Source organism: Leptospira stimsonii (assembly GCF_003545885.1).
GTDB lineage: Bacteria > Spirochaetota > Leptospiria > Leptospirales > Leptospiraceae > Leptospira > Leptospira stimsonii.
The window spans coordinates 43,237-55,573 of the sequence record NZ_QHCT01000005.1 but is presented as its reverse complement, the minus strand read 5'-3'; the positions used below and the strand labels follow the sequence as shown (position 1 = coordinate 55,573).

The following is a 12,337-nucleotide window of genomic DNA, read 5'->3' as shown; positions in this document are numbered from 1 at the left end:
AAAACGAATCCTCCATTGTCTATAAGCGAAAGAATTGTCCAAGTTTCTTTGTTTCTCGTGGCGTTTATCGCAATGTTCGGCGGAGCTTTGCAAATGTATCTTGGTGAGCCGATGACCACTCCTAGACTTGATAACGTTCATCGATTTATGGCAGGCATATATTTTTCGACCGGGATCATAAGCGGATGGGCCGCCTGGACGATAAGAACTCAAACTACACTCGTATATTTACTTGCGTTAGGCGTCTTCTTCGCCGCGATTGGGCGACTTATTTCAATGAGCGTCGTTGGCCTGCCGGAACCGGCTGGACTCTGGCTTGGATATCTTATTCCGGAATTACTGCTTCCCCCCGTCATCGTTATCGCACAACGAAAGAGCCTGAAACAAAAGAATCCTGTATAAATAATAGATATTTTATTAGGTGAACGTTTGCGGTCTTTGTTTTCCTAAATGAACAAGAGAATCGTAGGGGCCAATCATAAAAGTTCGAATTGAAACAAGGAAGGAAATTTCAGGCTTCCTTCCGCAAAGAATATTTTCAAACTTGCATTGATCCGTCTCGACCTTCGATAGCTGGCTAAAAAAGATAGGATGCCCAATGGGGATCTAGTTTAAAAAATTGGTTCTATTTCGATGGTAACAAAGGTTCAATCATTCGTGTATGCAAAAGTAATACAAATCCTTGCGAGGAATTGAATCTTTTCATCACATTTCGAAAACGTATCATTTTTATCTTCCTCCATTCCCCATTTTTCGACTAACTTGGTTTCCGCGAATTGTCAATCGAGTTGGCCGAATGATGGATCCGTATCTCGAGTGGTATCAAGGTAGTAAAATATTGAGGAATCAGGATCACAGTTGAGCACACAATGAGTCAGCCTGAAATCACGCTGATCAATGAATCCTTTTTCAAACAAAATCATACAACATGTTTTTTGAATATATTTTTTAAAAAGAAAAAGCAGTAGCAAAAAGGAATGGATTGGCTCTTCGACTAACGCAGATGTCCGGAATTCGAAAGCCTTTCGTAGACTTTTCCTTCGATAAAGATCTTAAGTAGATCGGGATCCACATGTTTTTCGCGAGCTTCCATCTGTAGAATATCCAAAGCTCTTTCAAGCGGAACCGCCCTTTTATAAGGACGATCCTTATCGGTAAGGGCGTCAAAAATGTCGGAGATCGTCATAATTCTTGATTGAACGGGAATCGAATCACCGGCCAAACCTCGAGGATAACCTGTTCCATCCAACTTCTCATGATGCGCGTGCGCAATCGAAGGAACCAACTTCAAATCGCCCGTCCAGGGAATTTTACTCAAAAATTGAAATGTGTGCTCCACATGAGATTCGATTTCCTTTCTTTCGGCAAAATCCAAAGATCCCTTTTTTATCGTAAGGAAACCGAATTCGTAAGGCGAGATTAGATTTAGATTTTCCCCGCTCGTCGTGGAATAATTCACTTTTGCGATCTCTTCTAACATTTGAAAATTAGATTCTTCTAATATTGAAGGCTCGTTCGAATCGATAACGATTTGGAACATTTGATCGAGTTTTTGATACTCCACTTGAAGTTCGAATTCCAAAGAAGTCTCGTAATCGGCAAAACCTGGACTTCCGTGCTTTTTTAGATAGTCCGTTTTCTTTTGTAGAATTCTCGATTCGATATCCTTTTTGATATATTGAAATCTCCAGCGGATCAGTTCGAGCTCGTAGTCTTCCAGTTTCTTGGATTTGACCAAAACCTTTTCCCGAACTCCAACTTTACCGAAATCGTGCAATAAAGACGCATAACGTATTTCTTTAATTTGTTCTTTTGAGAATTTTATATCACCGTATTTACCGTCTACAACCTGATCTACTGTCTCTGCGAGCCCAACGGTCAGAAGAGCGACACGAAAAGAGTGACCGCTCGTAGTCGGATCCCTCGATTCGATCGCGTTTACGGAAGCGGTGACAAAACCTTCAAAGAGAGTCTCAATCTCCTGTAAGAGATTATTATTTTGAATCGCTACAGCCGCTTGTCCAGCGACACTCATGACTAGTTGGGCGGAATAATCGTCAAATGGAAGAATATCTTTTCCCTTCATCTGATCGACGGTCAATTTTTGATTGAAGTTCCGTTTCTTATTGATGAGTTGAATCACCCCTACGACCTCGTTCCTATGATTTTTCATCGGAACGACGAGCATGGACTTGGTGTGGTAATTGGATAGAACGTCGAAATTGCTGTTGAACGTGTATTCCGCATCTTCCGGTAAATCATAGACATCCGGAATATTCAAAATTTTCCCGGTTGCGGCCACATAACCGGCGATACTCGATTTATTAATCGGAAGTAAGAATTCTTCCGTATCTATATCCATAGAAGAAATCTTAAATCTAAGATTTTTTATGAAACCGAGCTCGTCCTTTTCTACAAGGTAAAGGGAGCCCGAATCGGCGACTGCGATCTCTCTCGCGCTAAAAATAATTTCTCTCAGAAGTTTATTAAAGTCTTTCTCGTCCGCCAGGCTGATTCCAATTCGAGTAAGTTTCGAAATTTCATACTTCGTCGTATTGACCTTGTGTTGAAGATCGAACTGATCGGTAATCATCTGAATCTGAGTAAAGGCGTTTAGAATCGTCTTATTCAAAATTACGTCAGAAGAAGTTTCCGGAAGAATGGCAAAAATCAGATCGTCCTCGATTTTTAAATCCGGAGAGTCGATATAATCCAAACTATCGTTCAGAATAAAACGACTCAGAATCAAGGGATTACTTTGAAATTGTTTATGGATTTGTCTCTGAAATTCTTTAAGAGTGGGAATCGTGAGATAAAAGATGACGTTGATAAAACCGATAGAATCCCGAATGGACTCTGATTCAAAGAATTCTTTTAATTCTAAAAACTGGACTTCTAAACGAGAAGCGACCGGATTGAGTCTTTTGGAGATTGAACGGGAGTCCGTGATTATGTATTTAGGGAACTTCTGACTCATCCTTTCCAGGAACCAATGAAACCGTACGGGAAAAATAGTGGAAAGAGAATTTTTCCCCGAACATGTCAAAAAAAATTAACTGTTATTTAAGAAATGAAATCTTCGATAATTTCCGTTTTTGGGGAAGAATAGCAGTAGAGAAAAGGCAATCTGAGATAAAAATGAACAATGTTTTGAAGAATTCTCCAAGGCGAAAAAACTTCCTCTTAGACCGTTCAATCAAGTCTAAGAAGAAGTTGTTAAAGAAACCTTAACGTTTCAGACCTAAAACTTCCTGGATCATCTGATCCGAAGTGGTGATGGTTCTTGAATTCGCCTGGAAACCTCTTTGAGTTACGATCATATCGGTGAACTGATCGGAAAGATCCACGTTAGACATTTCAAGTAGGCCCGCGTTGATCTTCCCTCTTCCCTGAACACCCGCCTCACCAATGTTAGGTTCTCCGGAGTTCATAGAATAAGCGAACATAGTATCTCCCGCCTTGTCCAAACCTGCCGGGTTATTAAAAACCGCGGTCGCAATTCTCGCGAGCGGTTGGCGAACTCCGTTAGAGAAAACGCCCGTAACCGTTCCAGAATTATCGATCGAAAAAGACTCGAGATAACCCATGGTATATCCGTCTTGTTTTACAGCCTTGGTAGTAAAATCCGAAGAGAACTGAGTGATTCCGTCGACCATTCCCGCTTCGCCAAGATTGAGGTCGAAATTTTGAACTGCGGGATTACCCGGAATCCGAAAGGAAACTTTCGCGTTCAACTTACCGGTGTTCATCGAATCGGTTCCGTCGGAAACGTAGACGAGTTTTCCGTCCGGAGTGAATCCGAGTTCGATCTCCGTGTTTCCCGGAAGTTGTGTGTTCTGTCCACCGGTTCCGGAAACATCTACTGAAAGTTGGGTCGCATCGGTAAGACTCAGACGAGCTTTCCAAGTATTATCGCGAACCTTATAAAGTTCCATTTTGAATTCTCTTTGAATTCCTTGATCGTCGAACGTTTTGATAGTCGTTACGTGCCCTCTTCTCATCTTCGGATCCGGATCATTGATCATAGCAGTGATCTCTTCTTGAGTCGCATCCGGAGGAACAGCAGGTACGGAAGAATTCAAGTTGGATTTAAAGTCGATCTGAGAAGTAGCTCTCGCAGGCTCTTTAGAATAAACAGGAATCACGATGTCTTCGATGGAAGCGGATGAATTGATAAATTTATTACCTTTATCGTCCAATCTTGCATTCCAACCCTGCACCTTAAGGCCGTTAGCTGGATTTACATAATAACCGTTCTTATCCAAGTTAAAAGCGCCCGCTCTTGTATAAAATTGCTTATCACCGTCCTTGACGATGAAAAATCCCTCGCCGGACATTGCAACGTCCGTATTCTTCCCGGTCGTTTGGAGGGAACCCTGAGTCATGATCTTATCGATTGCCGCAATCAAAGATCCTAAACCGACTTGTTGCGGGTTCACACCTCCGATATTCTCTTTCGGTTCGGAAGCTCCGCGGAGTTCCTGAGAAATCATATCTTGAAACGTAACCCTTTCGGTTTTGAAACCGTGAGTGTTGACGTTAGATATGTTATTTCCAATGACATCCATTCGGACCTGGTGGTTTTTAAGTCCGGATACACCGGAATAGAGTGACCTCATCATAAAGCTGTTACCTCGATTATCCTTTGTTTATTCGTATGAATTGCTTTTATCTTTACCCGGAAACTTCCAGTCGGATGGTTTTTCTTCCGCGGCTGTTTTATCTTTGAGTTCCGGAGGTTGCACCGTTGAAGGATCGGAAGACATTTCTTTGTTATCCGAAATCGCGGGTGTTGCGTTAGGCGCCGTTTTCGGAGCCGGAGCCATAGTCTGAGCCTGAGCTTGGTTATAGGCCGCCTCTTGTTCTTTGAGAACGATCGGATCGCTGATCAGAGTGATCTGTTCCACATCGATGGATCTGCCGTTGACTCGAACGAATGTTTTCCCTTCTCCGTCAAAAAAGAGAGCTCCGGCGATTCCGGCGATGCTCTCTCCGTTTACGAAGTCGGGACCGGAAACGAGTTTACCAACGAGAGAAAAACTCTGCCGGTTTCCCATCTTCTGAATTCCTGTGGAGATATTGTTCATCTGTTCGAGAGAGGAGAATTGCGCCATCTGTGCGATAAAATCCTGATCCTTAACGGGATTGGTTGGATCTTGAGAAGAAAGTTGTGTGATGAGAAGTTTGAGAAAATCATCCTTACCAAGAGACTTGACTGTCGAACGAATCTCGATTCCTTTGAGACCGTTTTTCTCCTCTTTCTCCAGATTCTCCATGTGGTTCCGGATTTTGAAACTTCTGTCTCCTTCGAGATAATGATCTCGCGTCGCTTGCTGGCTTACGCCGGATGTTTCTGGCATGATGATTTCCTCCGAGGCCTATACTTTCAGATCGAGCAGTTTCTCTGTTTTCCCTTCGGTTTTTTCGGAAAAACCATGAGGCTCGGAAGAATTTTCTTCAAAGGAAAGTTCGTTCTCTTCCCAAGAGGAATTTTTGAAATCGGAATTCCATTCGTCGCCGAAAGCGGCTTGAAAAGGATGAGAATCCTGTTTTTGTTTTTCGGAATCTGCGTTGAACGCAAAAGCTTCCTCTCTTTCTTTCACTTCGATTACGAGAGATTCTAGTTCAAGACCGTTTGCTTTGAGTTCCTGTTTCAGGTTAGCAAGTTCGGCGGTTAATTGTTGTTTGATGAAATCGGATTCCACCAAAAGTTTTCCTCTGACGACATCCTTGTCAGTGGAAAGGGAAAGAGACATCTGACCCAAGTCTTTCGGATTCATACGAATACTCGCTTCGGTTTTACCATTATCAAGAATTTGAACTCTAGCGGAGCGAATGAGGTTTTGAAAATTTTGTTGAATGTCTTTTTTAGAAAGAACTTGTGATTCCTTCGAAATCGAAAAATCCTTTGCGGATCCCGATATTTCGCGCCCCACTACGTTAGGCGTCGTTGCACCTTTTACAAGAGAAGAATAAGAATCGCCCGATCCTCCGCGAGAGGATTGGTCCTGTCCCGATTTTCCGGAAGAATTTTCCGAGAACTGATTGAGAACGGCCGCTCGAATCTCTTCCCTTCCCGAAGTTTTCAATTGAAGATAAGAATCAGTTTTTTTATCCCGGCTGATCTTCCATTTTTCGGAATCGACGGCGATTTCCTTTGCGACTTCAGTTTTACTCTCTTCGGAAACTTTCGAAGAAGGTTCTTTTTGGAAGGAATTTTTTGAAATCTCTTTGGAATCCTTTGCGGAATGTTCGACTGTCCGGGATTCAAGTTCGGAGAATTTGGATTCTTTCTCGATCGAGACTTCCGTCCTTTGTTCCGCTCTACCCCGGCCATCCTTCTCAATCGTTTTAATCGTCGTTTCCTCGGCAGAAGGGAGGATGGAAGAATTTTCGGTTTCTTCTTCCATTGCGATTTCGCTTAACAATTCATTACTTTCGTCTTTCGAAAAAAGAGTCTGAACCAAGTCGGAAGTGGAAAGCGTTTCTAATTCCCCAGCTGAAACCGAAGTTTCAGAGACAATCTCCGCTTCCAGTTCGTTTAATATTTCTATTTCAATTTTCGGATCAACCGTCTCTTCTGCCTTCGCGTCGGCAACAAGGAACCAAGGAAGAACGGACGTATTGGAGAATTCTTCGGAAGCGACAATCTCTTCCTCTTTCGAAACGGTTTCCTCTTCTTCGGAGGCGGATGTTGTTTCGACCGAGTCTGCTTTTTTGGATTCGGCTTTGTCTTGCTCGGTAACAACCTTGACTTCTTCTTTATCTTTTATGTCCGGCGTTTCGATTTTGGAGAAAGCGTTTTGAATACCGGTAAGAGTTTCATCCAAACCTTTTTGAGCGGAACCTTGAAGCGATTTCATAAGATCCATAAATGAACTCTTCCCGACCAAACCGGAAATGGAAGACGCATTCAAAGGTTGATCCGTTATGCGCGTTTGAGGTTTGAATTCTGAAATGGAAAGATCGCCTGAAATATTCATACTGAGCTCCGCAGTATTAAAATCGATCTTTCAGGGAATTCCTTGATGGTTTTTTAAATTATCTTCTTCCCTTTTGTGATTATGTCTCCCTATTTCGCGAAACGAGTTCCGACTTACTCTGAGAATCCCCGCACACGGTCCAATTCTTCTCAAAATCAAGAAGAATTGGAAAAGTAGGAACTCACACTTTTTCAAAAAAACATTCTCGAACGGGGAGATTCGATTCTTCTTTGAGGAGTTTTTAGAAAAAGTCGACTTGAAACAGTTTGAATTCCGGAAAAAAACCGGAATCGGATTTACGAACCTTCTCATACGAACAAAAACTTTTCTCTGGGGTGTAATCACAAGTCCGCCTCAGTATTCATACACTTTCGTAAAAGGTGGACCTTGCGCTCAAGGTCAGACTACGTCGGCGATTGAATCGTTCCACAAAACGAGACCTTACAAATCAAAAAAGTAAGATTGTCTTTTACAATGAGTTTAGATCGAATTCGGAAACTCCTCGTCGATTCGAATCCCTTCCTTCCAAGTTGCTCGCAAAAATCGAGGTCTTTCAAACGGAAAAAAATTCATAGATAGTGAGTGATCGCATAACCGAAAAATTACGAAGCATCCAAAGGAGACTCCGGCGTTTGTATTGATTAAAACTCTGAAACGTATTTCTTTAATTCAATAAACTGAATGTTATTTTTCCTTGATTCAAATCGAAAACATAGAACGCACGTTTTGAAAAACAGTTTTTTTTACCTGGAATCGGATATTCAAATAATTCAGCTAAAAATTTTTTTGGGCTGATCTTTACAATCTGAAGTTTTAAAAATACTAAATTGATTCCCTTGAGTTCCAGAAGCGGACCGCTTAAGGAAAGAAGGCTCAGTTCAATCGAATCCAATCTCTCCCATAGTTTTCAACCGCCGTATCGATGAATAATCTATTCAATATTCTGAATAAAGGGGAATCATCAAAACGAAAAGTAGGAACTCGATCGGATTGATTACTTACAAGTTTTCTGACGTCGAATCATTTCATTCAATTTACTTTCTTCTTCTTTAGTTATGTTGTGTCGCTTTAATACGGACTCAGCCAAAGGAATAACGGACGGATCCTTGTTGACGCATTGACCGAAAAATTCGATCGCTTCCGCCCTCGTGTTCTGATTTTCTTTGCTCAAACGAATTCTATGAAGTTCCAGACGTTTTTCACGCGTTGAAACGTCTACGATCAGATAATCCGCATAACATTCTTTGATAAGATGATCGGGAAGGTCAGTGATCGGGCAGTTTTTTTTCGACGCCGTCGTCTTTTCTGGTTCCCTAACGGATTCAGTTACGATTCTTTCCACTGTCTTTTGAGTTTCCGTTTCTGTCCTCGTGGGATTCGGAATCAATGGCGCGTTTTTGACTTCGACCTTTTTCGATTCTTCCGTTTTGGCAGGTTCGGTTTTTTCCGGAAGGACCATTTTGGATTCGGCGAGCGGTTCTTTTTTGAGAAGACGATTGTAAAAATAGTCTATCATAAAAATGGAATATTTTTGTATTTTGTCTTCGTCGTGAAAATTCAGAACGGATTTTTTCGCGGACTTGGAAGAATTTAGTATCTCCGCCTTACTCGCCTTAGACGATTCCAATTCTTTCACCGTTGAGGCGAGACTTTGATGGAATTTTTTTCTATAGGATTGGTTCCAATTCAAGGCGGATTCTTTTAACAAATCCTGAAAAGATGAGAAACTACGATCTCTTTCCTTTAATTTCTTTTGAACCATTTCTCGATAGAGTTTTTTCAAATCGTCGTCTTGAGTTGATTTCGGTTGAGTTTTGACTGGAGGAGGTTCCGCTTTTTTATCCGAATCAAACCAATCGTAAACCGTGTTCAAAACCCCGTCCACAACGGACTGGAAGATATCTCCAATCAGTGAATTCGATTTTGATTTATGATTCTTATCCGCGACTAACTTTCTGTAAATGAGTTCGTATTCTAAGTTTCTGCTCTTCTGTAGTTCAGAATATTTTTCAGTTAGATTCTTCTTTAATATCCGCCAATCCTGATAGAGTTCGCCGCTTTTCCTCAAATACGGGATCAGCCCGTTCGTGGACACGTTCTCCAGCGCGCTTTCGTTCTTTCTAAATTCGACACGGAAATGTTCCAAAGTTTTAGCTTCGATTTCACGATAGTGTTCCGTTAAAAATTCTGCGTCTTGAAACGACTCGGCGGCCATGGGTGTGTGATCTGGTGTTATTGCGGGCAAGCGATTATTCCTTCCATTTGATTGAGCAACCCATCGAGGGTAATTGGTTGATCGGAGGCGGGTTTCCTTTCACAAGTTGGTGAACGGCAAATTCGAGTTCCTTCCTGGAAATCTGTTTTTCATTCTTCCAGTTGTCGTCCATTCTCCCGTGATAGAACAACTTCCGATCACTGTCATAGAGATAAATATCAGGAGTACACATCGCTTTTAGGTTTCGTGCAACGTCTTGACTTTCGTCCACAAGATAGGGAAAGGGAATTCCCCATTCTTCGATTTTTAAAAGCATCGCCTCCGGGGAATCGTCCGGATAATCGGGATGAATGTTCGGATTGATCGCGACCGTCTTGACCCCCAAAGAAAGGATCTCAGAGGCAAAGCGGATCAAACGAGGCCAAATCGCTTGCGCATACGGGCAATGATTGCAGGTTATAACCAGCAATAAACCGGTAGAACCGGAGAGTGTATCCGAGGAGTAAACGATTCCATTCGGATCTGGAAGCTGAAAGGTTGGCAGTAAGCTTCCCAGCGGAACTTTTTCGGATTCAAGGAGAGACATGGATTTGGACTTAGAGTGGAATCCTATTTATTTCACGAAATTAATTTTTTATAGAAAGTCATAAGAAAATTCGGAAAGATTCTAAATTTCTTTGTCATATTTCGTTTTTCCTGTTATTCTTCTTCCATGAAAAACAGACTCTTTCCGCATTCTTGTGCAATCCAAACCCCTTCCGGAACGTTAGAATCTAACGCACGTAAGTCGAGCTCCTCCTTTAATCCCCTCGGAAATTTATTTTTCTTAGGCGAGATCGTTCTTTCCTATAAGAAGGGAAGCCTAATCCTTGTTTCGATTTTTCTTTCCTTTTTGGTCCAGTGTAATGGAACCAGACCGACGACCTTGGGAGTTCAGAACGGCAAACTAGGCATTTGTCCTCAAACACCGAATTGTGTCAGTAGCTTCGTTCCGGAATCGGATACGGAACACACCATCATGCCCTTAAGTTATAAGGGGACGCCGGAGGAAGGTAAGACAAAGTTAAAAGCCGCGATAGGCGAAATCGCAAGAACAAAGATCATAAAAGAAGATCCGAATTATCTTTACGTGGAATTTACGAGTTTGATCTGGAGATATATCGACGACGTGGAATTTTTATTCGACCCAAATTCTCCCTTGATCCATGTCCGCTCCGCTTCTCGCCTAGGAAAATCGGATTTTGGCGTCAATCGTAAGAGAATCGAAACGATCCGGGAGAAGATAAATTCAAATTAGCTAGGAATTGTCGGATGATTGCTGTCCCAATCTTCCGACAAACAATGCCAATTCGAATAATTTTTGAATCAAGACTGTAAGTAAAATAATCCAACAGACAATAGTGAATCTTAAATTGAGCAATTTAGAATCATTAGATACATTCGAACCAACTTGCGATCCGTATGTATCGATCGAGTTATTAATTTTCTAATATCGCTCTTTTTTTCTCGGCTAGGATCTTCCAATATCCATCCTGGTAACTTTTTATTAGATTATCATAAAAAAGTTTTTCAGAATTCTTTTTGTCTACAACCCCGCCATAAAACAGTTTTCGCAAGGAATCGGATTCCATATCCTTAATGAAGTCATCGCCTGGAACTAAATCGATCGCCACCTTTTTGCCCGAAAAGGCTTCCGTTATCCCGGGAAAATCGTCTGCTATTCCATAAGGATCATTTGCATGCGTTGGAACAACCCTTGCCATAATAACTCCGCCAAATGTAATTTCACCGGCATTTGCTTTAATAGGAAATGAATTAAACGATTTTGTCGGATCCACTGAAAAGTTTCGATAGACAGGACGTCTGCAACCTTGACCACAAGTAATATCATAAGAATAAGTAATTCCGGTAATAACATATTCCTTTTCAGGATTTACCGAAAGTAAAAGATAAAATGGTTTTATATAACCGGCTTTTCCTTCTAAATATTGGATTGAATCTTCTTTTTCCATCAAAACTGGAGCTTCAATCGGATACGGACTTATATTGATCGGTGTTTTTTTTGTAGATTCTTTTGAAAGTATCTCGGAAAATTTAACTCCATCCAATCCTAAATCCTGGAATATTCTTCCTGAATCCTTGCTAAACAAATTCAAAATATCCTTGTGATTTCGATTATGGACAAAAAGTCCAAAGGCTACGACACCATAATTTTTTTTATCCTTTTCAGAAATTGGATTATGGACTCGCACAACGTCTTTTGTACAGTTTGAAACAAATACAAAGAACATTACTATTGCAAATCGGTTTAAAAAACTTGACATTGATGGTCTCCTTGGAACCATCGAAATAACTTGAGCCAAGAAGGCAATTTTTTTGAATATTCGATCCATTTTTTTCGTATTTACTTTTATTTTCCATAGCTGTCTCACTGTTACAGAAAAAGAACTTCCGCCTAAAATTGAAATCGGTTTATATCCGGCTAGATTACAGGAAACGTTAGTCGTCGTTGAGGAATATAGAAACAATATTGATCCTGAAAAAATAAATCAGGAAGACGTCTATTCGGAAGGCGAAGATCAGCTTTTACAATTTCGCGATCCAGTAATTGGCGGACGGATAAAAAGGTCTATCGCGACTGCTTTCGCAGATTGTCGTTGTTTTCAAAATGTTGCAGTCGCGTTCAAAGGAGTTGATGATATCGATCTCATAAAACGAAGATACAAGAATATAGTTTACGTAAAATTCGCTGGTTTTTTTAATTCGCAAACTGCTTTTAATAAGATTCTATTAGGTACATTTACACTTGGTTTGGTTCCGACTTGGTATTTTGGTGCAAGAAAAGCAGAGTTCTCCGTTGAAACAAATGGGATAAGACAACCTTCGAATCTCAAATACGACAGAAGATTTACTCTGTATAGCCATCTCTTCCTGGCATATGGCCTGTTTAATTCCAAAAACGTGTTTGGCGGATATACGGGTTTTTATGACCTTATTCAACTAGCCTCTACAGAAATCTATTCTAAAAAATTCATACCCCTCGACAACTGAGTAGTTATCAATCTTGATAGAAGAAATTAATTATCTAATTCATTTTTTTAATATTAAGATTAGGTCCATTTCATTTATCAAAGGACGA

Annotated in this window: 12 protein-coding genes; 4 read left to right on the top strand and 8 right to left on the bottom strand. The window is 41.0% G+C overall.

All coding sequences use genetic code 11. The features are described from left to right. Positions 1-15: 15 nt before the first annotated feature. Positions 16-402, top strand: a complete 387-nt coding sequence (locus DLM75_RS16850) for a DUF4345 domain-containing protein (protein WP_241547961.1) — start codon at positions 16-18, stop codon at positions 400-402. A 592-nt stretch (positions 403-994) separates the two neighbouring features. On the opposite strand, the gene DLM75_RS16845 is transcribed toward DLM75_RS16850, so the two are convergent. The 4 genes from DLM75_RS16845 to DLM75_RS16825 form a co-directional block, all read right to left on the bottom strand. Next, entirely contained in the window at positions 995-2,977 is a 1,983-nt protein-coding gene (locus DLM75_RS16845; RefSeq protein ID WP_118969910.1) for an HD family phosphohydrolase, read from the bottom strand. 250 nt (positions 2,978-3,227) lie between these two features. Beyond that, the gene (gene flgE, locus DLM75_RS16835) at positions 3,228-4,622 is read right to left on the bottom strand and encodes a flagellar hook protein FlgE (protein WP_118969684.1); all 1,395 of its coding nucleotides are present in this window, start codon (positions 4,620-4,622) and stop codon (positions 3,228-3,230) included. Positions 4,623-4,649: 27 nt separating this feature from the next. Further along, the gene (locus DLM75_RS16830) at positions 4,650-5,360 is read right to left on the bottom strand and encodes a flagellar hook capping FlgD N-terminal domain-containing protein (protein ID WP_118969683.1); all 711 of its coding nucleotides are present in this window, start codon (positions 5,358-5,360) and stop codon (positions 4,650-4,652) included. Positions 5,361-5,378: 18 nt separating this feature from the next. After that, a complete protein-coding gene (locus tag DLM75_RS16825) occupies positions 5,379-6,983 on the bottom strand; it encodes a flagellar hook-length control protein FliK (protein ID WP_118969682.1) in 1,605 nt (534 codons plus the stop codon). A 256-nt stretch (positions 6,984-7,239) separates the two neighbouring features. Here DLM75_RS16825 and DLM75_RS24130 point away from each other — a divergent pair, with 256 nt between their 5' ends. Continuing rightward, positions 7,240-7,443: a hypothetical protein gene (locus DLM75_RS24130; protein ID WP_147456651.1), complete on the top strand. Its 204-nt coding sequence runs from the start codon at positions 7,240-7,242 to the stop codon at positions 7,441-7,443. A gap of 204 nt (positions 7,444-7,647) precedes the next feature. On the opposite strand, the gene DLM75_RS16815 is transcribed toward DLM75_RS24130, so the two are convergent. The 3 genes from DLM75_RS16815 to DLM75_RS16805 all read right to left on the bottom strand — a co-directional run bounded on the left by DLM75_RS16815 (position 7,648) and on the right by DLM75_RS16805 (position 9,784). After that, entirely contained in the window at positions 7,648-7,875 is a 228-nt protein-coding gene (locus DLM75_RS16815; protein WP_118969680.1) for a hypothetical protein, read from the bottom strand. Between the two features lie 102 nt (positions 7,876-7,977). After that, positions 7,978-9,228 (bottom strand): hypothetical protein, encoded by a 1,251-nt coding sequence (locus tag DLM75_RS16810; RefSeq protein WP_118969679.1) that lies wholly within the window; start codon positions 9,226-9,228, stop codon positions 7,978-7,980. Positions 9,229-9,232: 4 nt separating this feature from the next. Next, entirely contained in the window at positions 9,233-9,784 is a 552-nt protein-coding gene (locus DLM75_RS16805; RefSeq protein ID WP_118969678.1) for a thioredoxin family protein, read from the bottom strand. A 126-nt stretch (positions 9,785-9,910) separates the two neighbouring features. Here DLM75_RS16805 and DLM75_RS16800 point away from each other — a divergent pair, with 126 nt between their 5' ends. Further along, entirely contained in the window at positions 9,911-10,495 is a 585-nt protein-coding gene (locus tag DLM75_RS16800; protein ID WP_118969677.1) for a DUF1499 domain-containing protein, read from the top strand. Between the two features lie 181 nt (positions 10,496-10,676). Here the strand turns inward: DLM75_RS16800 and lp30 are convergent, their stop codons facing one another. Continuing rightward, positions 10,677-11,522: a plasminogen-binding receptor Lp30 gene (lp30, locus tag DLM75_RS16795; protein ID WP_118969676.1), complete on the bottom strand. Its 846-nt coding sequence runs from the start codon at positions 11,520-11,522 to the stop codon at positions 10,677-10,679. 52 nt (positions 11,523-11,574) lie between these two features. On the opposite strand from lp30, the gene DLM75_RS16790 reads away from it, so the two are divergent. Next, complete coding sequence (locus DLM75_RS16790) at positions 11,575-12,249, top strand: hypothetical protein (RefSeq protein ID WP_118969675.1); 675 nt, start codon at positions 11,575-11,577, stop codon at positions 12,247-12,249. The last annotated feature ends 88 nt before the right edge of the window (positions 12,250-12,337 follow it).